A 25343-nucleotide genomic window follows, 5' to 3' on the forward strand; every position below is an offset into this window, starting at 1 on the left:
CCAATATTGCATTGATGCGGATGTTTAACAGTGTAATAAAATATTTACATAATTATTGATAAAACATTTGTAAAAGTAAATTTAAGTTTTATTTTTGAAAATAAATTCTTACTTAAATTTTATCCCCAAATGACATATTGCACATTTTTCAGATCAGGTACACATCAATATAGGTAGCTTTACCCAAAACGTGGTTTATCATAACTTAGAATTGTCACAGAAGATGGCCGATCACCATCATTTTTCTTTTGTTTGGCAATATACCGGCAACGCGATCATCAATCCGGCAGATCAGGCAAAGGCAATCAGAACCTATCTTGGGGATGAAGTTATTTTTACCTTTAAAAGCCTTACGGGAATCCGTTTGATGAGCAAAGGAATCATTACAGAACTTTCTTCTATAGATCTTCACGGAAGTGCCGAAGGATTACATGTCAAAGGCATCAGCCACAGTATAGTACTGGCTGATATGAAAAAATCAAGAACCTTCAAGCAAAGAAGGATGGATGATATCGTGCTGGATATTTTAGCCGAAGGTCCTGGAGAATTCTATGAAAGAGATGCTATAAAATCCACCTATCTTCAGGAGTTCAAATACGTAGCTCAGTATAATGAAACCAATTTTGATTTCTTAAAACGATTAGCCAGACGTTACGGGCAATGGTTCTATTTTGACGGAATGCGGATGCAGTTCGGGCAAACGAAAACCATTCAGGTAAAACTCATCAACGGAGCTTCGCTGCATAGTTTTAAAATACAGGCGAATATAGCTTCGCATAAAATTTCTTTAGGAGGTTATGATTATAGCGGAGCCGCCAATATTCGTAATGCCTCAGCGAGAACTTCTACAGGGAGCAAAGACAGCTTCTCTGCCGTTGTAGGGCACAATCAGGGAACGGTTGCTCAAAATGATTTGAATAACGGAACTTTCACCACCAATGCCCAAAGCAGTGAAGAAATCGAAGAAATGGTCAGACTGCAAACCGCAGGAAGTGATGCCAATAGCGTATATTACAGCGGTACTTCTTATTTTCCGTTAGGACTTGGACAGGTTTTCAGTATCGTAAACCAAACCGTTGAGCATGAGCTTATCGTTATTGAATCCCAACACCGCTCAGAGGTACATGGAAACTATGCGTGTCATTTCAAAGCTATTCCGGCAGACGTTGCAGCACCACATTATACAGATGTACATACATTTGCCAAAGCAGACACACAGCCAGCCAAAGTAAAAGACAACAACGACCCGGAAGGGTTAGGACGTGTAAAAGTGCAGTTCAACTGGGCAGGCGGAAACCATTCAAGTGAATGGATTCGAATGATTCAACCACATTCAGGCTCGGGAAAAGGATTTTATTTTATTCCGGAAATCGATGAAGAGGTTTTGGTAGGTTTTGAAGGAAAAAATGCACAGAATCCGTATGTTTTAGGGACACAATATAATGGAAGTCAGTCTAGCGGTTATGCAGATGGCCAGAATAATGTTAAGGCGATTCATACCCGCTCAGGAATCAAATTTATTTTGAACGACGGAGATGGAAGTATTTTGATTGAAGATCCAAGCGGGAATAAATATTTTATGGATGGGAATGGAAATACTAATGTAAGTGCGCCAAAGAATCTGACGTTTGATGCAGGGGAGAATATCATTATTACAGCAGGTAAAAATGTTTCTGTGAGTGCAGGTGAGAATGTTGATGTTGATGCAGGTAAAGATATTTCACAAAGTGCAGGTAATGATGTAAATATTAATGCAGCAGGAGATTTTACTGAGAGTGCAAATAATAAAACAGAGATAATAGAAAAGGAATATATTAGGCATTCATTAGAATCAACACAACATGCTGAAGAAGTTACCATTTTTAGCACCAAAGAAAATATGCTTTTAGAAAGCACTAATAAAACGGTAGAAATAAATAGTGTCGAAAAATCAAATTTCTTTTAATAAATAATATTTATGGCAATTAATAAAACAGCAAAAAATTTAAATATAAAAATAAAGAATACTCACACGAATTTTTCCGGCACGTTGCAAGAAACTGCTGAAAAAGTAGAAATAATCGCAACAAAAGAAAACCTGACGTTGATTTCAGGAAAAAAGATAAATATAAAAGGTAATAAATCGTAACAAAATGAGCAATATACTATTTGGCAAACCACGATTTGTGCCGCCTAAAGAAGATAACAAAGAAAGAAATGATGTTTATCTGGGCGTTTTCTTTGACGGCACCTCAAATAACAGAGAAAATATAGAAGGCAGGCGAAAAGATCCTGAATTAAAAAATACCTATGCGTCAAATAAGGATGGGTCAAATGCCAGTTATGGAAACGATCATTCTAATGTGGACAGATTGGAAAAAGCATATCCTAAAAATAAAGGAAACCATTATTATTCAGTTTATGTAGAAGGAATTGGAACTAAAAATCCGGATAAAAATGAAGATGGGACACTTGATTATTATGGAGATTTTACCCGTGGTCAGGGATATGGAACTGGAGAAACTGGTCTTTTTGAAAAAGTAGAAAAAGGTTGTCAGGATATTGTAAAAAGATTACAAGAAAAAAAAGAATTAAATATAAGTACTTTATATGTAGATGTTTTTGGCTTTAGCCGAGGAGCTACAGCAGCCCGTATTTTTGTAAATGAATTGTATAAGGTAAAAAATCCCAAAGATAGAGATACTTATAATCAGGGGTATTTAGGCAAAGCATTTAAGGAGCTGGGATATAAAGTAAAACCCTATCGAATAAAAATACGATTTTTAGGATTATACGACACAGTCTCTTCTTACGGCAGTAATGTTTTTGATGATATTGAGGATGACAAAGTACCACTACAAATTCCTGCTGTTGGGTTTACAGTGCACCTTACCGCAGAAGATGAATACCGCGAGAATTTTCCCCTTACCAATATTGCCAGTGCGGGAGCTAACAGTATTGAGCTTACACTTCCGGGATGTCACTCAGATATTGGCGGGGGATATAAAAATGGGGAAGAAATTGTAATACTTACCGAGCATGCCACTAAAATTGAAGACGAAAAAAAACATGTTCTGGAGCAGGGTTGGTTTAATCCTGATCAATTAAAAGAATTACCTTCATTAGTTCCTTATTATTTAAAAGGCACAAGGACTCTGAGTAATAAATATAGTTTTGTAATCCTACACCTCATGGCAGAATTTGGAAAACGCAAATATAAAATTCCATGGGATTATCTAAATTTTTTAAATAAAGAAAATAAATATAAAATCCCCTCTTCTTTAGAGAATGTTAAAAAACGCATAGATGAATACGCTTTTGAAAGAAAACCTAAAATGAAATTTTATACAAAAAAACAAATAGAATCGAAACGAAAAAAAGAATGGAAAAACCAACAAGAAATTAATGATTTTAATACAATAGTCGCTGATTATTATTTGCTTCCTGATTTACGTAACAAATATCTGCACTGTTCTGCCAGTATGGACGGCATTGGTATGGAACCACAGAAGGATAATTATGGTAATGTAATTAGAAAACGAAAAAAAATTTCAGGATAGCCTTATGAAAAGAACTTTTAAATTATTTATAATAACAGCGTTGCTAAATATAACGCTCATCTCCTGTCAAGATAAAATGGAAGAAAAAAAATATAATTGGACAGCTGCTGTCTGTACACCTAAAAACTATCCTGCCGAGATTTTTTCAGGGCATTTATTATTAAGTGACCAATCGAAAAGCGGTTACGTTTATATGCCTTTTGATGATATCATAAATAGCTATGATCTTGGAGATAATGATGGATCTTCGTCCGGAGAAGCTACAGGAATAGTTCCTAAAATACTAGATATAACATGGCTTTCCTATACAGAAAACAAAAGTTATTCGGGAATTTTTAAACTCGATTCTGAAAAAATAGAAGCATTAATGATAAATGGGAGTGAAAGACCTTATTGGGATGTTGAAACCAAAAAAGTTGGTATTGTAAGAGATTATCATTTTGTTATTAATGCTGGATTGTTCCCTGGAGGTATGGTCGTTTTGTATGTATTTAGTCAATCAGACATGACTATTGTAGGGCGCTATCAGGCACACGTTGATAATAATGTTGATTGGAAAGTTGCTCGTGAACAGATGGAAGATAATAGTGAAATGGATAAAGATGTAGCAGATTTAGTGAGCAGATTGCCTCAAGAAATAAAAGACCAGATTAAAAACGGGACAATCCCTTTTTGGTATTGGGAAACTCTTTTTAAAAAATATCCTATTACGCCAATTGTTAAAAAAGAAGACAAAGTAGAAACTATCGGAATTAATTATATTAATGGAGAGTTCGAATCGATTTTTTTGAGTTTAAACGGCAATGTAATGCCAATAAAAGAACGAGCAGTTCCCCGAAAAATAAATATTGTCTGGCATGATGTTAATGACAGACGCATGGAAAGTGATATTTTCTTTGATGAAAAAAAGTCCAAAGCCATTTTTGAGACTATCAAAGCAGAAGAAAAAATCAAGTTTATAATTGAAATAGACCGGAATACAAAACCCCGGGAAACAAAAGGAATTTCGATAAAACTAAAAACAGCAACTGCAGAAATAGATATGAAAGATGCTATTATTTCGCAGGAATCGTTTACTAAACCTACTCCTTATTAATTTTTTTAAATGACAGATTGTTTATGATAATTTACAAAGGGGTTAAATCAGCAGATGAAAGTTAAAGATTATTAGCGGGAAATAGCAGAACAAAATGATTTGCGAAAACTGCGTAATCAATATTTACACTGGTCAGCAGATAATGGCTCTCTCGGAATGGAGCACGCAAAAGATAGAAATCGGAAGACGTTTTAGAAAAAAAATGCCTCAATTGACCAAAATGTAATCGAGGCATTTTGCAACACTATCCCAAAAAGTGTGTAAGTTGAAAAGTTTAGCTCCTGTATTTAGTTAGTGAGACACTACCTTTAAAAACCTATTTTTAATCTGCCAATTCAAAATCAGATTTTAGTTTAATATCTGCCGATGAAGCTCCGATCATAACTTCGAAATCTCCCGGTTCAGCTTTCCATTCTAATTTATCATTGTAGAAAGAAAGTTTCTCTTTGTCAATTGTAAACTCAATAGTTTTAGATTCTCCGGCATTTAATTTTACTTTCTGAAAATCTTTTAATTCTAAAACAGGACGTACTACAGAGCCAAATTTATCCTGTAAATAGAGTTGAACCACTTCTTCTCCTGTTACTTTTCCGACATTTGATAATTGAAACGAAACTTTAATGGTTTCTGTATTTTTCATTTTTAGAGAAGATAATTTTAAATTGCTATAATCAAATTTTGTATAGCTCAACCCGTAACCGAAAGGAAATTTAGGCGAGTTTTTTAAATCGATATAAGAAGAAACATAGCCTTTCGCATCTTCATTCGGAGCCGGTCTTCCCGTACTGAAATGATTGTAATAAATAGGTATTTGCCCTATTTCTCTAGGGAAAGTCATTGGCAGTTTTCCAGAGGGATTATAATCTCCAAATAAAACATCAGCAATTGCATTTCCTGCTTCGGTTCCTAACCACCACGTGTATACAATCGCAGGAACATTATCTGCTGTCCAGTTAAAAATAAGCGGTCTTCCGGCATTTACCAAAACTACAACCGGTTTTCCTGTTGCCTGAATTGCTTTTACTAAATCTTCCTGAACTCCCGGCAAATGCAAATCACTTCGGCTTTTTGCTTCTCCGCTCATGTCATGTCTTTCACCAATGCTCAGAATAACAACATCTGCTTGTTTTGCTGTGGCAACTGCTTCGGCAAAACCATCTTTATTGTCTCCGGTAACTTCACAACCTTTTGCATAAAGTAATTTGGTATTCTTGCCTACTTTATTTTGCAAACCATCCCATTGCGAAACCACCCATTTGTCATAATTGACTTCCGGTAAATCAACAGCCCAGAATCCCATGTTGGCTTTGTATTCTTTAACCATTGGACCAATAAAAGCGATTGTTTTTAAGTTTTTGGAAAGTGGTAAAGTTTCGTTTTGATTTTTTAGCAAAACAATACTTTTTTTAGCGACATCCAGCGCTGCTTTTCTGTTTTCAGGATTGTTCAGTTCTTTTGTCTCTCTTTTGCCGTCAGAGTATCGGTAAGGATCATCAAATAATCCTAATTCGAATTTTTTACGAAGAATTCTTTTTACCGCATCATCGATTAAATCAACAGAAACTTTTCCCTCCTTAACCAATTCTGCTAAATTATAACGGTAGGCATTACTTTCCATATCCATATCGCTTCCTGCAGTAATGGCAGAATAAGCGGCGGCTTTAAGATCTTTTGAATAACCGTGAGCCACCATTTCACCAATAGATCCCCAGTCAGAAACTACAAATCCCTGAAAGTTCCATTTCCCTTTTAAAATATCTCTTTGCAAATGTGCATTTCCGGTAGCCGGGATTCCATTCAAATCATTAAATGAGTTCATGAAAGTGGCTGCACCGGCATCTAAAGCGGCTTTAAAAGGAGGGAGGTAAGTTTCCCATAACATTCTTTCACTCATGTCAACTGAATTATAATCTCGTCCGCCTGTTACTGCACCATACGCTGCAAAGTGCTTTACACAGGCCAAAACCGAATTTAGATCGCCTAATTTATTTCCCTGAAATCCTTTTACTCTTGCATACGCAATTTTAGAACCCAGATAAGTATCTTCTCCTGCACCTTCCATTACTCTTCCCCAACGCGGGTCACGCCCAATATCAACCATTGGTGCAAATGTCCAGTGAATACCGCTTGCTGCAGATTCTGTTGCCGCGACTCTTGCTGCCAATTCAATAGCTTCTAAATCCCAGCTTGCAGCTTCTGCCAGCGGAATTGGAAATGTGGTTTTGTATCCGTGAATCACGTCCTGGCCAAATAACAACGGAATTTTAAGACGGGATTGCATTGCCAGCTCCTGATATTGTCTGGTATATTTTGCCCCGATAATATTAAGCATCGAACCGATTAAACCTTGTTTGATTTCGTTTTGCTTGTTTGGGTTAATAGTAATGGGCCCGGTTGCCTGATTATCTCCTGTGTACTGATTAAGCTGACCTATTTTTTCTTCCAGCGTCATCTTTTTTATTAACGAATTTATTCTTTGGTCTATTGTTTCTTGTTGAGCTGATGCCAATAAGGAAATCATCAACAAGGCTATCGCAGTTATTTTTTTCATTTAAATATATATTAAGGTTGTGCTTTTATTTTTCTGTATTAAACTCCAGGTAATTCAGATTAAAACCTCCTTTTTCGAAAATTGCTTTAATTTTATTTGTTCCGGAATTTAAAACTACGTTTGATAAAATAATGGTTTTCCAATTGTCATCAGAACCTGTAGGAGTAAGAAGAATACTTTCTGATTTGCTACCGTATTCAGTTTCCAAATGAAGTTTCCCTTCTGATTTTGCGCTAGAATACCGAATAGCGACGTTAAAAACTTTTTGTTTTGAAACTTCTGTAGTAAACAACAGCCATTCGCCATCTTCAATAAAGGAGACCTGATATCCGTTTGTCTCAGTGTCTTTGCAGGGCAAAATATCTACACCGTCATTCCGCATGGAATTTCCTCTGTTCCATTCTTCAAAATCCCCTGTTTCTACTCTGTAATTCACAAAGTCATTATCCTTATAAGCATATTCATTTGTTCCTAAATCATATTGAAAGGCAAAAATTTTCCCTGGGATAGAGTGTTTTTTGTATGGTTTGGTGTTGTTGGTCTGAACCTGCCTGAACATCGCATCAATCACATCCGGTTTTACCGTTACGTTTTCCATTTTGTAATTATCTGCTATTTTCATTAAAGTTTTCCTGGCAAAATCTGCAGAAGGTTTCTCACCACCATTTTTCCAGTACTTTAATAAAACATCATATTCAGGAATTTTGTTAACTGAAGTTACTCCTGCAATATTTTCTATTTTTTTCATTGGCCAGAAAGCCCAGCCGATATTGTTCTTTTCCACTAAAGAAATGACATCCTTAAACCAGACATTTGAGTTTTCGCCACTTTCTCCGAGCCAGATCGGAACATTATATTGTGTACGATAATCCAGCATTTTTTGGATCGAAGCAGTAGTGTTATAATTCCAGTATTTATGAAAACTCAATGCCATGTTTTCATCCCATAAAGGAAAAATTCCGTTGTAGTTGTTCCCCCAGCAATTTCCTTCAATAAAAATTAAATGATTAGGATCTTCTTCCCGAATTGCTTTAGTAACCGCTACCATCAATTCCCTTAATGGGGCATTTGAAGTTTCATCGCAGCCGTTTTTGTTTTCACCGGTAAAATTCCAGTTGGGTTCATTAATAATGTCGTAAGCTCCAATCCACTGATTATCTCTGTAACGTGAAGCAATTTTTTTCCATAAGGCAATCATCTTTTTTTGATTAGCTTCACTTTCCCAAAGTGAAGGTTTGGAAGTATCATAATCTGAAATTGCTGCATCATTGCCTTGTCCGCCTGGAGCAGCATGCAAATCTAAAATAAGATACATTTTGTTTTCTGTACACCATTTCAGCAAATTGTCAGTCATGGTAAATCCTTCTTCGATCCAGGTAATTTCGCCATTTTTTTCTGCTTCAACAGGAGGTGTATATAAATTGTAATGCATTGGCAAGCGGACAGAATTAAATCCCCATACAGCTAATGAATCGATATCCCGTTTTGTAATTCCGTTTGCTTTGTAAGCGGCATAGAATTCTTGTGTGTTTTTTTCGCCAATCAAATCCTGAATTTTTTGCTTAATCTGATATTGCGGACTGGCGAAAGGCTGCGTTTGGAGCATGTATCCTTCCTGAACCATCCATCCTCCCAAGCCTAAACCTCTCAATAGGATATTATTTCCTTTGCCATCGACAATTTTTTGTCCTTCTCTACGCAAAAAGCCCTGTCCGGAAAAAACTATTGAAAACAACAGTGACAGTAAGGTTAAAATTAATTTTGTCATAATCTTTACTTGAATAATATGTATATGAAATCAGCAAAATTCTGTCTGCTCTAATTTTATTTTAGCGAAAAATCTTTTTTTCAGATCTGCAACCCGAATAGTAAAAGTTCCTTTTTCAGAAACTCATTTTAAATCTTCGTTAACAAATGAATTTTATTGTTTTGTTTTCATCTGGCTCTAAACTGATTTTTTCAAATCTTTTTAATGCTAAGAAAGAAAGGGCTGAATAACTAAACAAAAAAATTAATAAATTAAAGTTTGTATTGCGTGTGCGGGTATTTTTACGACAGTTTTTTCAGTTGCGACAATTAAATTATAAGTGATTTCATTATCTGTGTGATTCATTACTACAGTTGCCATGGTTCCATTTTTATTTAAGAAAGAAGTACTGGACAAATAACTTCTGCTTACGGATGTGCTGACCCTAACGGCATCCGGGCGAATGAACTTAGAAAAATGACCAATATAAAAATAAGACGGCGTATAAATTAATTCGCCGGTTGTGGTATCTGCATGGATTGGGGCAAAGCAAAAATTACCAACGTGATTTGGTCCTCCAAACTGGTCTAAAAGAATATTCCAGTCGGTCCAGGCCACAGTTCCGTTATTGAAATCATTAATCATCGAGGTTCCGTATCTTTCGGCATTTGGCCAAAACTGATATTTTGCAGCATCGAATCTTTCGACACAACCTTCGGTAAATATTAATTTTTTATCAGGGTAGGCTTCGTGAACCCTCGCTACATTTTCAAACATTGGTTGTGCTCCGGTCCATGTTTCATACCAGTGAAAACCCATTCCCCAAACGTATTTTGAAGCTTCCGGATCTGAAAAAATCACATTTGCTCTTTGTACCATTAAGTCGCGGTTATGATCCCACGCTATAATTTTTACATTTCCTAAACCTTCTTTTTTTAATGTAGGCCCAAGAAAATTTTTGAGAAAATCCCTCTCCTCTTCAGCGGTATATAAGCAGGATTCCCAGGTTTGGGTTGCCATAGGCTCATTTTGTACAGAGGTTGCCCAGATATGAATTCCTTCTTTTTCATACGCTTTTATAAATTTTGCATACATATTAGCCCAGGGCTGATAAAATTCAGGTAATAATTTTCCGCCTTTAAGTACACTTTTATTGCTTTTCATAAAAGCATTCGGTGACCATGGTGTTGCATAGGCAGGTATTTTTCCTCCGGCAGCTTTTATAGCTTGTTTGATTAATGGAATTCTAAATTCTTTATCATGTTCAATAGAAAAAGTCTTTAATTCGCTGTCGCCTTCCTGAATATAAGAGTAGCTTCCACTGCTAAAATCAGAGCTTTGTATCGTTGTTCTTAGCAATGAATAACCAATTCCTTTTTGAGTATCATAATAAGCATTTAGGAATTCTGTTTGTTTTTCTTTTGAAAGATTAGCAAATATTTCGGCACTTGCATCCGTAATAGCACCTCCAATTCCCATAAACGTCTGAAACCTTTTGGAAGGTTCTACAAAAACTGAAATTTCAGTTTCTACAGGTTGTTTAGAAGGTGAAAATTTTAAATTATCCGTAAGGGTTAGCCTTAAATTTGTGTTGTCAGCAGTGGTGTATACTGTGATCGTTTTATTATTTGTAGTAAATTCTTTTTTCTGCTTTGGTTTTTTATGTTGTGGATACCCAGAAAAAGATAAACATAAACAAGTAATAATAAAGCCAATTTTTTTCATTTTTATGTTTATTGTTTGAAGATTTTAATCATTTAGAGTAGTATAAAAACCGATTAAAAAATAGCCCATAATCAAAAAAGAATATGGGCTATTTAAACAACCAAACTTAAACTCTCTTTAAAATTGTATTAATTTTTAATAATTCAGCCTGATGATTCGAAAAAGGGAATTAGATTTCCCTTTTCGAGATCAAAACTAACAAACATTATTTATTGGGGTTTAAAAACGAATGTCCATCCGGTACCTGGATCTTTTACATTTTTATTTGGGACATATAAAACTAGTTTGTCTTCGGTAAGCGTAATAATTGTATAGATATTATCAGGACTTGCTGCTTCATATCCTAAGATTTTAGAATCTTTGATAATCAGTTTTTTATTAGCTACGTCTAATACAAAACTTCCTTTTGTAGGTGTTGCAGAAGCTGTGGCATAATGATTATAATTGGCTGCACCATCTAAGTCAAAATGCATTTTTCCGCTTGCATCAACTGGAGGACAGCAATCACCTGCATTCCACCAGGCAGACATAGCCGAATCAGTATTATCAGGAGGAGACATAAACCACCAGAACTTTCCGGAGCCGGCTGCACCATCAAAAACCCATGTCTTACCAGCGGATGTATTAGTACTTACTAAGTCGTACCAATCCTGATCTAATGGTGTGTCAAGCTGATCAATTTGAACATCAATTGTTTTGGTGAAAAATTGAGAACCTAAAGTTCCTACATAGGTAAATGTAGATTTACCAGGTATTGGGTAAACAAATGTTACCTCATTTGTAAGTGCAGTACCTAAATTATAATTCCAATATCCTGTAATTCCGGGTGAAACCATACTAATTGTAACTTTATTACCTCCCGGGGTACTTTGTCTGGCTACCAGTTCAACTCCCGCAACATCAGTCGAATCAGTTAAACTTGCTTCATCCACGATGGGATCACATGCTGTAAAAACAAGCAAAAATGAAGCAAGGATGAGATATATTATTTTATTAATTTTCATATTCTAGTTATTAATAGTTATTAATTTTACCACCCTGGATTTTGATTGTAATTTCCATTTGCTAATCTCATTTCTGTTTCAGGAATCGGTACTAAACCTTTCGTTTCAGTTCTGTATTTTGCAGTATAATTGGCAGCAGTACCCGAATTTACTACAGGAATAACATCATTGAATGCCGTTTCGACATCTCCCCAGCGAACGAGGTCAAACCAATGCAAGCCTTCGAATGCAAATTCATGTAAACGTTCTTCTTTTAGCGCTTCTATCGAGTAACCAACAGGTGGCAAACCTCCTGCTCTCTGTCTTACAGCATTTATTCCCGTAGCTGTTTTAGTAATTTCTGAATGCATCAGCAGCACATCAGCGTAACGCATAAGGATAAAATCCTGTGCATGCATTAGCTGCATATCAGTATTTGCCCAGTCGTACAATTGGATAAACATACCTACGTTAGCTCCAGCAGCGGTTGGATATTGCAATGAAGCATATTTTTTATTAAAGAATCCTGTTTCATGATCTCCTTTTCCTGCAGCATAAGTATCTGTGCGCTGATCAGCCTGACCAACCTGAAGTATAGAGCCTTTTTTTCTTGGATCAACATCATCCCAGCCACCCCATAATTTAGGATTTACTGTACACCATCCCCAGCCTTCTCCAAAAGGAACTAATGACTGTCCACGCATTGAATTAAACAAAGCAAGCCTGTTGGTATAAATGTTACCATTTGTCCATCCCCAGTCACCAAAAGAAAATCTTTGTACAAACATGGACTCTTTATTGCCGGCACCAAACCTTGATGTTAAACCGTCTTGTCCGGCCCATGATAAATTTTCAGTAGCAGCCCAAGGCAATATTGTTGTACCTGCAGCTATGTTTAAATAAGAGTATGGCCAAAGATTTCTAAAATCGGAAACTAATGCATGACCACTATTAGACATACAATCATCCAAATACGCTGCAACATCTGTAGCACTCAATGTCCCTCCACCGGCTAATGGCAATGTTTCTGTGGCTTGTTTTTCTATATTGGTCATGTAGCCTGTATAATACAAGTAAACACGCGCTAGATACGCTTCGGCCACCCATTTGTTAGCATGTCCATAACTGGAACTTGGAATACTTGTTACTGGTGTAGCCGGCATGGTTTCGATAGCCAGCTTTAAATCAGCAGCAATTTGGGCATACGTTTCGGTGTAAGATGATCTTGGTACTTTTCTGTCTCCGTCAAATGTCACAACTAAAGGAACGCCACCAAAGAATTTAGCTAATCTAAAGTAGAAAAAGGCTCTCATAAATAAAGCTTCACCAATGGCTTGTTTTTTGAAATTCTCTGCTTCAGCAGGAGTATTAAAATAAGTACTAAAATCAGCATCAGGTGTTCTTTCAATTATCGCATTTGTTCTTGTGATCCCTTTGTAGGACTGCAGCCACATGTCATGATACGTATCTTCTGCAGGGTCTTCAAAATTATCTACCCATTTAGCAGTTTTATCATCAGCACCACCACCGCCAAACATCATGTTGTCCATGAGATTAGCAGCCATTTGCTCTTCACTGTGAATATTTACAGTATAGATTGCATTGTAAACACCCGACATGGCTTCATTAATATCTGTAGGCGTCTTGTAGAAGGTCTCCAATTCTTTTTGGTAAATATTCTCAGTATCGATATAATCTTCGCAACTTGAGGCAACAAAAAGTGCTGAAATTGCTATTAAATATTTTATATTTTTCATTTTATAATGTATTTTTATTAAAAATCTGCACTTAAACCAAACATTACTGTTCTGGATTGCGGATATAAACCAAGATCAACTCCTGAAGCCCAAGGAAAGTCTTCATCATCTCCTCCAAAACGAACCTCTGGATCCATACCATCATACTCTGTAAAAGTGTATAAGTTGTTTACAGCTACATAGAACTTTAAATTTGATATGAATTTTATGTTTGCTAATACCTCATTAAAATTATATCCTATTGTTAAGTTATTAATTCTTAAATAATCAGCATCGTGCATGTAGATGTCTGAAATTTCATTGGTGTTTCTGTTTGATACTGAAGACAATCTCGGCATCTTGTTTGATGTCCCTTCACCATGCCAGCGATCAAATACATCAGAAGTATAGTTTTGTTTCGGACTGTCAGAGAAAGATCGGTACGATTGTATAATCTGTCTTCCAAATTTACCGGCCATTGTTGTATTTAGATACACATTTTTATATTCAAAATTCAACTGAATACCTAACTCAAAATCCGGGTTCGGTTTTCCTAAATACCCTTTATCAAGTTCGTCAATTTTTCCATCCTGGTTTTGATCTACAAAACGAACATCTCCGGGGCGCTGGTCAGCAAAGTAAGGTTGTCCAGTTGGACCAACATAAGCATCTGCTTCTTGTTGGTTTTGAATAATGCCATCTGTTTTGTAACCGTAGAAATAACCAATTGGTTGCCCCAATGATGCTCTGGAAATCTCAGAAGTTCCCTGAGACAAAACATGAGATTTTCCATGAAGTATTCCATCAGCATTGCTTACTTGCGTTACTTCATTTTTGTTGAAAGCACCACTTACTGTAGCACCATATTTAAAATCACCAATTTTATCTTTCCAGTTTACCGAAAATTCAAATCCGGAGTTTACAATAGTACCGCCATTGACAACAGGGGGTTCTAATCCAGTTGTTCCTCCGATAGCACCTTTAACTAACCATCCTTTAGTCGATTTTTTGTACCAGTCTAAGTTTACACCTAATCTTGAGTCTAAGAGTGCAAGATCAAGACCAAAATCTAATTGCTCCGATGTTTCCCATGATATTAAAGGATTAGGAAGATATAGAGGATAGGCGGTAGCACCTGAAACTGGTTTGGTGTCTCCGAAAAAATATCCAGGGAATGCATAAGCAATACTTGAATTATAATAGAAGGCATTATCTATATGTTCGTTTCCATTTTGTCCCCAGCTCGCTCTTATTTTGGCATAATCAAGAATGCCGGACGTGCCTGACATAAAATCTTCTTTTGTAATTACCCAGCCTCCAGATACAGATGGGAAATAAGCTCTTCTATTCTCTTTTGAAAAATTTGAGGATGCATCAATACGCATCGTACCAGAAAGAAGATATTTTTCTTTATAGTCATATTGCGCTCTTCCAAAGTAGGACATGATACCACCTCCTCCAGCTGCCTTATCCTGACCGTTAGCATTGATGTCATTTATTGATGCAGGAGATTTTGTATTGTTTAAATACGCATATTTAGGATCAGTACCAAATAACAAACCATTTCTGGACGCACTAATTTCATTATTGAGATCATATTGAATTAATTCTGTCCCTGCAACAGCAGTAATTTTGTGATCTCCAAATCTTTTTTCGTATGAAATAGTATTGGTCCAGGTCGAGTTGATACCCATATACTGATTCTGCGAAGCCCCATCAATGGCATCATTATAAAGTACTCCTAAATGATAGGTAGGATTCATGGATCTTCCATATCCAAACCAGGAGTCAATTCCATAACTTGACCTGAATTTTAAATTCAATATTGGTTCAACTTCTGCAAATACATTACCAATAATTTTATTATCTCTTGGGTAGCTAAAATTGCTTCTGTAATATAGTACCGCTAATGGATTCGTTTGAGTATTATGGATTCCATCTAACGTTGGGGTAAATCCTAACGGGCTTATATTTCTGTCTTTTGATGTTTGCCAATAGGCTGGCATTAGGGGATTTTGAACTAAGGCGTTATGCAAATCATTTCCATAAATATCTCCATTTGATACACTTCTGTTTTGAGTGTTTGTGTAAGTAATATTTTCTCCAACAGTAATTATATTATGAAGATCATTCTTTTTTAATACCATTTGAGTATTTAATCTTGCAGTTAATCTTTTAAAACCGGCATCTACCAAATTTCCTCCAATAATACCATCCTGATCAAAATAGGACACCCCCATTGAGTATGTTATGTCTTCGCTGCCTCCTGTAATATTAATAGCGTGACTAACGACAGGAGCATCTTTTTTAGACATCTCATTAATCCAATTGGTACCTTTCCAGCCGTTTTGCAGGTTATTCCAGATTTCATCACCTAATTGTGTACCGGCACCTGGATAATTGGTGTTCAGCCAGGTATTATTAGTTAACATCGCATGCCAGTCATTTGGAGCTTTACCATCATTAACATTGCCCTCATCCATAATGTACATATACTCCTGCGCATTTAGAGGATCCAGGTTTTTATAGATATTTTGAATACCATAATAATAATCATAACTAATTTTTGCAGGCCTTCCTTTGCGTCCTTTTACCGTTGTTACTAAAACCACTCCATTTGCCGCTCTTGAACCGTAAATGGCAGCAGAAGCCGCGTCTTTCAAGACATCAATGGACTCGATATCTGCAGGGCTCAGGTAATCTATGTTTCCAACAGGTACCCCGTCAACAATGTACAAAGGATTTGAATTACCGTTTGTACCCATACCACGAATAGTTACTTTTGTTCCTGCACCAGGGGCACCACTATTTCTGGTAACAGCAACTCCGGGCGCAATTCCCTGAAGTGATTCCATTGCTGTTCCCATATTTAGTTCCTGAAGTGCTTCTCCTTTAAAGTTAGCAGTAGAACCGGTAATCAGACCTTTCTTTTGAGTACCATAACCAATAACTACAACCTCATTTAATCCTTGTGATTCTGTTTTTAACTTAATATCAAGTTTTGTTTTTCCATTTATGGATTGTTCAATGGTATTATATCCTACAAAACTCACAACCAATGTTCCGTTTGAGGGTGCACTAATTTGATATTTTCCATCAAAATCAGAAGCTGTTGCTTTATTAGTTCCCTTTATCGAAATTGTGGCCCCAGGGACGGGTAATCCATTTTCATCATTTATAGTTCCATTTATCGTGATGTCCTGTGCCATTGCAATAACTGAAAACAATAAAGGCGAAATACAAAAAAAAAGTAATTTTGTTAATTTCATTTTTCTAAAAATTTTGGTTAATTAATTAGTAATTTGATGCAATAATAAAGTTAAATTTTAATTAAATACATTTTATTTTCTTTACAAAAACACATCAAAGTAAAAATTAATACGCTACAAAAACACATCAAAACATTTTTAAATATTTGATTTTCAATTATATAAAAATATTTTTATATTGTTATGATATTGTTAATTATTTTAAAAAAACACTACATTTATAAAAAACTATGATTTTGTAGATGACAATAAAATTTGAATACTCTAAATATTTAAAATAGTGTATAAATCACAATTAACATTAATTATAAATAGGTATAAAAGCATGAAATTTATAAATTACTTTTTTTGCGTATTATTGTCCTGTATCAGCAATAGCTTTTGTCAGGTGAAAAGCATAGGGCTGCCGGATTTGAAAAATTACAAGAGAATAGAATATAAGGGAGGTACGCAAAACTGGAATATTGATCAGGATGCGAATGGTAATGTATATTTTGCTAATAATAGTGGATTAATTCAATTTGATGGTTCAGCATGGCGAACATATACCCTCCCAAATAAAGAGGCAGTCAAAAGTCTCAAGATAGATAGCTCGGGAAACATTTTTGTGGGAGGAAACGATGAGTTTGGTTATTTTAAACCAAACAGTAAAGGAGGATTTGAATATTACTCTCTCTCCGGATTACTCAGCAAAAAGGAAAGACATAATATAAATTTAATCTGGAAGATTCATATCTATCAAGGAGAAGTTGTTTTTCAATCTTTCACAAAAGCTTTTTTTTATAAAAATAACCATTTAAGAGTCCTTAATGCTCCAAAAAAATTTCAATTCTCTTTTCTTGTCAAAGACAGACTTTTCTTTCAGGATAAAGGTTCTGGTATTTTGGAATATAAAAACAACAGATTATTTAAACTAAAAGGAACTTTATCTTTAAATGACAAGGAAGTTTGGGGTATTTTTTCATTTCAGAACAATAAATTACTTTTGGCAACTTTAGAAGAGGGACTATTTTTATATGATTACAATAATTTAATACCATGGGAAACCGAGGCAAATGATTTTATTAAAAAAAACAGTTCCCTTGGTGGTTCTATTATAAAAAATAAATTCATCATTTTAAATTCGGTACTCAATGGAATGATCGTTTGTGATTTAGAAGGAAAGATTATTCAGCATTTAAATAGACAAAAAGGACTTCAGAATAATACCATTTTAACATCTTTTATCGACAATAAAAATAACCTCTGGCTTGGACTTGATAATGGAATTGCTTTCGTTAACGAAAGTTCACCATTTACATATTTCGGATTTAGTTATAATATAAGTACCGTTTATGCCTCAGTTCTGTATGAAGGGAATTTGTATGTTGCAACAAATCAGGGCGTGTTTTATCATTTATGGAACGACAGTTTTAAAGAGGATATGTTTAAACTTGTTGAAGGCACCACTGCTCAGTCATGGAATGTACAGGTGCTGGATAATGAACTTGTTTGTGCAAATAACAGAGGTGCATTAGTAATCAAGAATGGGAAAGTAATTAGGGTAATTGATTCAAAAGGATATTATGGATTTAAAAAAATACCAAATCGTCCGGGGTTTTTTATCGGTTCAAATTATGACGGATTTGCCATTTTTCATAAAACAGACAAAGGATTACAATTCAGCAATCAGGTTTATGGATTTGATAAATCATCTGGTGATTTTGAGATTGATCAATCTTATTTATGGCTTAAAAGAAACAAATCTTTGTATCGAATGACTTTAAGCGAAGATTTAAAAAGTTTTTTAAACATTAAGGAAATAGTTAGTCTCAATAATAAGTTCAAGAATATAGGCAGTATCCAAAAAATAGAAGGTAAAATTTATTTTCAGACTAACAATCATTTTTATAAGTACTCAACTGAGCAGGAAACATTTTATGAAGATAAAAAAATGTCTTCTCTATTTAAAAATATTCCCATTATAAATGATCTAAAAGAAGATTCAAAATCAAATTTATGGTTTACTTATAATGAATCTTTGGGGGTTATGATGAAAGAAAAAAATAAATATAAAAATATTGATGCGTTATTTTCAAAGCTGACAGGAAACATTGTCAATAATGATTTTTCCGTAAATACAATTGATTCTAAAAATATTTTTATTGGGCTAACGGAGGGTCTTGCGCATTACGACTCTGAATTGTTTGATAACTATATAACCAAACCACGAGCCTTTATCCGCACTTTTTCTTTTCCCGGTGATACCATCACTTTAAATAATAGTAATCAAAATAAAATTGATAATATACGAATTCCATACTCTTCAAACCATGTTCGATTTACATTTTCATCTCCAACTTATGAGAATCTCGAAAATTTACAGTTTTCTTTTCAATTAGAAAACTTTGACGAAAAATGGAGCAACTGGTCTGCCATTTCAATTAAAGAATATACTAATCTTAGGGAAGGTAATTATATAATGAAAGTAAAAGTTAGAGATAGTTATGGCGTTGAGTCTGAACCTTCAGTTGTTTCATTTAAAATTTTGCCACCCTGGTACAGGCATATCACAGCTTACTTACTTTATCTGTTGATTGTCTGTTCCGGTATTTATTTTATTTCAAACAGGATTAAGCTAAAAATCAGAAAAAATAAATATTACGAAACAATTGAGCAAAGGCGTTTGTATCTTGAAAAGGAAGCCAAAATCAGGCATGAACAGCACGAACTCGAAAAAGAAATTGAAAAACTGAAAAGTGATAAACTTCAAATTAAGATTCTGGCAAAAGACAAAGAGCTTGTGAATAATTCGTTGCAGGTGGTAAAGAAAAATAAAACCCTGAATACCATAATAAGCAAGCTGAAAGATATCGATACCAGTATATTGGATGATTCAACGAAATCTGAATTCAATAAGCTTCATAAAAGTATTGTAAAAGAGGTCAATACCGACAAAAGCTGGAAAGATTTAGAAAAACATATTAAAAATGTACATTTCGATTTCCTGAAAAGACTAAAAGAAAAATACCCTACCATTTCTCCACGAGAACTGGATTTGTCAACCTATTTACTGATGAACATGTCAACCAAAGAAATTGCAGAAATTATGAATATATCGAATGGCGGAGTAGAATTGGCCCGATACCGATTGAGAAAAAAACTTGGTTTAAATAAGAAAGAAAATCTTATTGGGTTTTTGATGAGTATATAAAAAAGGAATGCCTCATCAGAGAAAAGTGATGAGGCGTTTTTATTTGTGTACTATTTGGAAATATATTCCTAAAACAATCCATTCAGTTCAGCATCAATCCGGTTAATGATGTTTCCTAAATCTTCAGGGTTGTCAACAAAATTAATGTTGTCAACATCAATAATCAGTAATTTACCCTTGGCGTAAGTCTGAACCCATGCTTCGTACCTTTCGTTGAGGCGGCTCAGATAATCAATAGAAATTGAGTTTTCGTATTCGCGTCCGCGTTTGTGGATTTGCCCGACTAAATTTGGAATAGAACTTCTTAAATAAATCAGCAAATCAGGCGGTTTTACCAGTGATTCCATTAATTCAAATAAAGAAGTATAATTTTCAAAATCACGGGTGGTCATTAAACCCATTGAATATAAGTTGGGAGCAAAAATATGGGCATCTTCATAAATCGTTCTGTCCTGAATGATTTTTTTTCCGCTTTGACGAATCTGCTGCACCTGACGAAAACGGCTGTTTAAGAAATAAATCTGCAGATTAAATGACCAGCGTTCCATCTGGTGGTAAAAATCATCCAGATACGGATTATCAACAACATCTTCATAATGAGGTTCCCATTTAAAATGTTTGGCCAGCAATTTAGTCAAAGTTGTTTTTCCAGCGCCAATGTTTCCTGCTATTGCTATGTGCATTACGGTATTACGATTTTATAATTGGTAATTTCTTTAGGTGTAAAAATAGATAAAATTTGGTCTTTGTAATAAAATTTATGTAATGATTTTTCTGTGATTCCAATTTCAGAAACGGTTTCAGATCCATCGTTTTGGATGTCTTTAAAATACAGTAAATTAGCTTTGCTGTAAATATATTGTTTCGGACTTAAGATCAGTATTTTATCAAAATCATCTATTTTTCCTAATGATGATGTTTTGCCAAAGATATCGCAGGAAAACCAGTTGTTTTTTTCATCAATCCAGTAAAAGGTATTGAAATCGGTCTGGTAAAATTTAATGTTTTCTGTAAGCGGAGTTGAAACCGTTTTGTAGTCGTTTTTTAAATAATCGAAAAGGCCAATCTGCTGGTTAAGGGAGTTGTAAATCCAGAGCTGATTTTGAGTTGACATGCCAGTGGCCGTGACTACAATAGGAATATTGTTTTGAGAAAAATTAATCTCACTAATTTTATTTAATTGATTGTCAAGCAAAACCACACTGTTGAAATCTTCGTAAAACAATACAATTTTAAGTGGATTCAGAATATCTGCTTTTGTGATTTTTCCTAATGAGAGGTTTTTATATTCAAAAAACTCTTTCCCTTTTATTTTACTAAAAACATTATCTTTTATCTGATATGAAAACCCAAAAGAGTCATAACCTAAAAATTCATCAGCATTAATACTGAAATTTGTAGTGCGTGTGGCAGTTATATTTTGATTTTGCGCAAAAACGACCGGAAAAGAACAGGCAATAAAAACCAGGATTAAAATTATGCGTTCAGTTTTGCTCATTTGAATTGGATTTCTGAACGCCAAATTACAAAAATCTACTGTAGAAAGCTTTTTAAAATGCTTTTTAGTTGATTTTGACATTTAAACTTTTTAAGATTCTAATGGTCTAAGTAATAAACAATTTTGTCTATACCTTGCCCGTATTGATATATTATATTTTCGACATCTTAAAATTAATAATACATTTGGATGTAAGTTTTATCGGATTACTCAATCTTTAAAAGAAAACAATGAAAAAAATATCATATTATTTGCTTTTAGTACTTGCTTTCAGTCAGGTACAGGCACAGAAAGATTTTCAGGGAATGGCTGTTTATGAGTCAAAAACTCAGGCGCCTAAATTTGATGGAATGCGCGCCGGAAATCGCGATATTACACCTGAAATGCAAAAAACGATGGAAGAAAGAATGAAAAAAATGTTAGAAAAAACATTTATTCTGAACTTCAATAAGTCAGCTTCTATTTATAAGGAAGAAGAAAAATTAGAAGCTCCCGGACAACAAGGCGGCGGAATGAGAATGATGTTCAGCTCTATGATGGGCGGTGGAGGCACTTTCTACAAAGATGTAAAAACTAAAACCTATACAGTCGATAAAGAATTTATGGGGAAAGAATTTCTGGTTAAAGATTCGCTGCCAAAACTAAACTGGAAACTAGAACAGGAAACCAAACAAATTGGCGGCTACACCTGTAATAAAGCAACGGCTGTAAAAGAAACCAGTAAAACCGATTTTAGAAACTTAAGGCCTAAAAACAATGATGATAAAAAGGATGAGGCAAAAAAGACATCAGGAGAAACAAAAACCAATTTTGAAGATAATTTTGAAATGCCAGAAGAAATAGTTGTAACGGCATGGTACTCGCCGGAAATTCCAATTAATCAGGGACCCGAAAATTATTGGGGATTACCAGGTTTGATCTTGGAAATTAATGATGGAACCACAACAATTTTATGTTCAAAAATCGTTTTGAATGCCAAAGAAAAGGCTGACATAAAAGCGCCGGCTAAAGGGAAAGAAGTTTCTCAGAAAGAATATGACGAAACGGTGGTAAAAAAGATGAAAGAATTTAGGGAAATGAATCGCGGCCGCGCCGGTGGACCTCCGGTAATGGGAAGATAAAAACTATAAAATCCAAATTTTTTTAAAAACAAATTCCAATCTTTTATAATGAACAAACTACTCTGTTTCATAGTTTTTTTATGTACTTCATTTAGCTTTTCCCAGAGTATCCGTTTTGATGGTTTCATTCAGGATGACCAGAAAAATCCGTTGGAAATGGCCAATATTATTGCGCTTAACAACGGTACAAAAGCAATGGATTCTTACGGAATTACCAATGATAAAGGAAAATTTCAGCTAACGTTAAAACCAAATACTGCTTATACTATTAAGGTCAGTTATTTAGGAATGAAATCTAAAGAAATTGCAGTCTCTACGAAATCTGAAAATATTACCCAGAATATTGTTTTAGATGGCGCCGGAATCGAGTTGGAAGGCGTCGAAATTGTGCGTGAAATGCCGGTTTCTATAAAAGGCGATACCATTGTCTATAATGCCGATTCTTTTAAATCCGGTACCGAAAGAAAACTGGAAGATGTCCTGAAAAAATTACCGGGTGTAGAAGTAAATGCCGACGGAGAAATTGAAGTAGAAGGGAAAAAAGTCAGCAAATTAATGGTGGAAGGCAAAGACTTTTTTGACGGAGACACCAAATTAGGGGTCAAAAATATTCCGGCTGATGCCATCGATAAAGTTCAGGTTTTACGGAATTACAACGAAATTGGTGCGTTAAAAGGTCTGGAAAATGATCAGGATAACGTGGCTATGAACATTAAACTAAAAGAAGGAAAAAAGAACTTCTGGTTTGGTGATGTAACAGCTGGAACAGGGGTTGCAGAGCTTGACAGCAGGTACATTATCAATCCGAAATTGTTTTATTACAGTCCGAAATACAGTATCAATCTGATCACAAATTTTAATAATATCGGAGAGTTGCCCATTACCGCTCAGGATTATTTTAAGTTCACAGGCGGTTTTAGAAACATGATGAGAAAAGGCGGAAGCAATTTTAATGTTTCTTCAAATGATCTCGGAATTTCGCTTTTAAGAAATAACCGGGCCAAAGAAATCGAAACGAAATTTGGAGCGACCAATTTTGCTTATTCTGTCACAAAAAAATGGAATATAAGCGGTTTCGGAATTCTTTCGGCTTCAAAAACCGATTTAGAAACCAAATCTCAGACTACTTTTTTAGATTCAGGCAATCAGGATAAAAGAGAAGAACAAACGCATCAAAAAAACAATCTCGGTCTTTTTAAATTGAGTTCAACTTATAAACCGAACGATAAATTTCAGTTTGATTATGATATTTTGACTAAACTGACAAAACAGGATGAAGATACAGATTTGCTGCGTGAATCGGTTGTAAATAATGTTTCTGATCTTGAAACAATCTTCACAGGTAAAAAACAAAATCCAACTTCAATAAACCAAAATCTGAGTTTGTATTATACCCAAAGCGACAAAAATATTTTTGCTTTCGAAATGCAGCATTTATATCAGGATGAAAATCCTTTTTATAATGCTAATCTGCGAACACAGCCTTTTGATTTATTAGGTTACACTTCAGGTCAGCAAAGAAATGATCTCAATCAGAATCGTTTTGTGAAAACCAATAAACTGGATGCCAAACTGGATTACTATTATATGGTAACGCCAAAAAGCAACATCAATATTACATTAGGAAATACGTATTCGTACCAGAATTTCAATTCTCACATTTTTCAGATTCTGGATAATGGAGACACAAATGATCTAAATGATCCGTCAAATAATAATGATGTCAACTACAATTTTAATGATACCTTTTTAGGATTTCATTACAAGATTTTAGCCGGAAAATTTACCCTTACACCCGGAGTTAGTCTGCATTCGTACAAAATGACAAATACACAATCAGGAACAGATTATTCGCAGAATTTTATAAAGATTCTGCCTGATTTCTTTGCGCTTTATCAAATCAAAAAATCAGAAACGCTGACTTATAATTTCTCTCTTACGAATGATTTTACCGATATCAACCAATTAGCAGAAGGATATGTTTTGTCCAGTTACAGCAGTCTGTTCCGTGGAAACCGTTCCTTGGAAAATGCGACTTCACAAGTGCATTCGCTTCGTTATTTTAAGTATAATATGTTCAATTTCGAGAATATTTTTGCCAATTTGACCTACACGAGAAAAGTAGATGCCATTAAAACCAAAGCCGATTTTGAAGGAATCAACCAGTCATCTGTGCCTTATAATTCTAATTTGGCAGACGAAACACTTTCAGGAATGGGAAGTTACGGACGTTCGTTTTTAAAGAATTACAAAGCTTCGGCAACAGCAAGCCTGAATTGGTCAAAATTCAATAACATTAGAAATGAAGAATTAACGACAACAGAAAGTTTTACTCAAAGTTATACCGTAAAAGCTTCTACAAATTATAAAAATCTGCCGAATATTGAGTTTGGTTATAATATGGTAGTCAATAAATACAGCGGTTCCACTTACTATACAGACAAGCCATTTGCGAGATTAGACTATTATTTCTTAAACAGTTTTTCTTTTGTTTCAGAGTACGAATTCTATCATTATTACAACGAAAACAAATCAGTCGATAACGAATATGATTTTTTAAGTGCCAGTTTAATTTATCAAAAGAAAAACAGTAAATGGGAGTATAAAATCGCTGCGACCAACCTATTAAACACAACTTATCTGAACGACGACAGCTTCTCGCAATTTTCAACAAGGGTTTCTCAATACACAGTCCAGCCTCGCTATATTATTTTTTCTATGAAGTATAATTTGTAGTTTTATTAGAAGCTAATCCTGCTGTCCACTATATCTTTCCTGGCTAAAGGAGCCAGAAAAAGGATGCCGTTTCCATCAGGGCTAAAAACGAATTTACAGGTATTTAGAATTTTATAAATATTCTAACAAAAAACAACCCGACAAAAGTG

The 25343-nt window shown here is 34.8% G+C and carries 15 protein-coding genes; 7 read left to right on the forward strand and 8 right to left on the reverse strand.

All coding sequences use genetic code 11. The features are described from left to right. Nucleotides 1–190 precede the first annotated feature (190 nt). From GXM17_RS03710 to GXM17_RS03725, 4 genes are all read left to right on the forward strand, one after another. Nucleotides 191–1945, forward strand: coding sequence for a type VI secretion system Vgr family protein (locus tag GXM17_RS03710; protein ID WP_244307333.1), 1755 nt, complete (start codon nt 191–193; stop codon nt 1943–1945). 12 nt (nt 1946–1957) lie between these two features. Beyond that, nucleotides 1958–2128, forward strand: a complete 171-nt coding sequence (locus tag GXM17_RS03715) for a hypothetical protein (RefSeq protein WP_163397951.1) — start codon at nt 1958–1960, stop codon at nt 2126–2128. Between the two features lie 4 nt (nt 2129–2132). Next, nucleotides 2133–3539: a T6SS phospholipase effector Tle1-like catalytic domain-containing protein gene (locus GXM17_RS03720; protein WP_163397952.1), complete on the forward strand. Its 1407-nt coding sequence runs from the start codon at nt 2133–2135 to the stop codon at nt 3537–3539. Between the two features lie 76 nt (nt 3540–3615). After that, nucleotides 3616–4635, forward strand: coding sequence for a DUF2931 family protein (locus GXM17_RS03725; RefSeq protein ID WP_244307334.1), 1020 nt, complete (start codon nt 3616–3618; stop codon nt 4633–4635). Nucleotides 4636–4957: 322 nt separating this feature from the next. On the opposite strand, the gene GXM17_RS03730 is transcribed toward GXM17_RS03725, so the two are convergent. From GXM17_RS03730 to GXM17_RS03755, 6 genes are all read right to left on the reverse strand, one after another. Further along, nucleotides 4958–7186 (reverse strand): glycoside hydrolase family 3 N-terminal domain-containing protein, encoded by a 2229-nt coding sequence (locus GXM17_RS03730; RefSeq protein WP_163397954.1) that lies wholly within the window; start codon nt 7184–7186, stop codon nt 4958–4960. Nucleotides 7187–7211: 25 nt separating this feature from the next. Then, nucleotides 7212–8954 (reverse strand): cellulase family glycosylhydrolase, encoded by a 1743-nt coding sequence (locus GXM17_RS03735; protein WP_163397955.1) that lies wholly within the window; start codon nt 8952–8954, stop codon nt 7212–7214. 243 nt (nt 8955–9197) lie between these two features. Next, nucleotides 9198–10658, reverse strand: coding sequence for a glycoside hydrolase family 30 protein (locus tag GXM17_RS03740; RefSeq protein WP_163397956.1), 1461 nt, complete (start codon nt 10656–10658; stop codon nt 9198–9200). A gap of 209 nt (nt 10659–10867) precedes the next feature. Further along, the gene (locus GXM17_RS03745) at nt 10868–11662 is read right to left on the reverse strand and encodes a hypothetical protein (RefSeq protein WP_163397957.1); all 795 of its coding nucleotides are present in this window, start codon (nt 11660–11662) and stop codon (nt 10868–10870) included. A gap of 26 nt (nt 11663–11688) precedes the next feature. Further along, nucleotides 11689–13398: a RagB/SusD family nutrient uptake outer membrane protein gene (locus tag GXM17_RS03750; protein WP_163397958.1), complete on the reverse strand. Its 1710-nt coding sequence runs from the start codon at nt 13396–13398 to the stop codon at nt 11689–11691. A gap of 17 nt (nt 13399–13415) precedes the next feature. Continuing rightward, nucleotides 13416–16646 carry a SusC/RagA family TonB-linked outer membrane protein gene (locus tag GXM17_RS03755; RefSeq protein WP_163397959.1) on the reverse strand — a complete coding sequence of 1077 codons (3231 nt, stop codon included), beginning with the start codon at nt 16644–16646 and terminating at the stop codon, nt 13416–13418. Nucleotides 16647–16971: 325 nt separating this feature from the next. Between GXM17_RS03755 and GXM17_RS03760 the strand changes: the two genes are divergently transcribed. Continuing rightward, on the forward strand, nt 16972–19839 hold the full coding sequence (locus GXM17_RS03760) for a helix-turn-helix and ligand-binding sensor domain-containing protein (RefSeq protein WP_163397960.1): 2868 nt from the start codon (nt 16972–16974) through the stop codon (nt 19837–19839). A 68-nt stretch (nt 19840–19907) separates the two neighbouring features. Here the strand turns inward: GXM17_RS03760 and GXM17_RS03765 are convergent, their stop codons facing one another. Further along, nucleotides 19908–20522, reverse strand: coding sequence for a deoxynucleoside kinase (locus tag GXM17_RS03765; protein ID WP_163397961.1), 615 nt, complete (start codon nt 20520–20522; stop codon nt 19908–19910). Further along, complete coding sequence (locus GXM17_RS03770; protein WP_341872899.1) at nt 20522–21418, reverse strand: hypothetical protein; 897 nt, start codon at nt 21416–21418, stop codon at nt 20522–20524. The genes GXM17_RS03765 and GXM17_RS03770 overlap by 1 nt, the downstream gene beginning before the upstream one ends. Nucleotides 21419–21567: 149 nt before the next feature. Between GXM17_RS03770 and GXM17_RS03775 the strand changes: the two genes are divergently transcribed. Both GXM17_RS03775 and GXM17_RS03780 read left to right on the forward strand, forming a co-directional pair. Further along, nucleotides 21568–22458 (forward strand): GLPGLI family protein, encoded by an 891-nt coding sequence (locus GXM17_RS03775; RefSeq protein WP_163397962.1) that lies wholly within the window; start codon nt 21568–21570, stop codon nt 22456–22458. Between the two features lie 48 nt (nt 22459–22506). Next, complete coding sequence (locus tag GXM17_RS03780; RefSeq protein ID WP_163397963.1) at nt 22507–25194, forward strand: carboxypeptidase-like regulatory domain-containing protein; 2688 nt, start codon at nt 22507–22509, stop codon at nt 25192–25194. The last annotated feature ends 149 nt before the right edge of the window (nt 25195–25343 follow it).

The sequence above is a fragment of the Flavobacterium fluviatile genome (genome assembly GCF_010645065.1).
In the GTDB taxonomy this organism is placed as follows: Bacteria; Bacteroidota; Bacteroidia; order Flavobacteriales; family Flavobacteriaceae; genus Flavobacterium; species Flavobacterium fluviatile.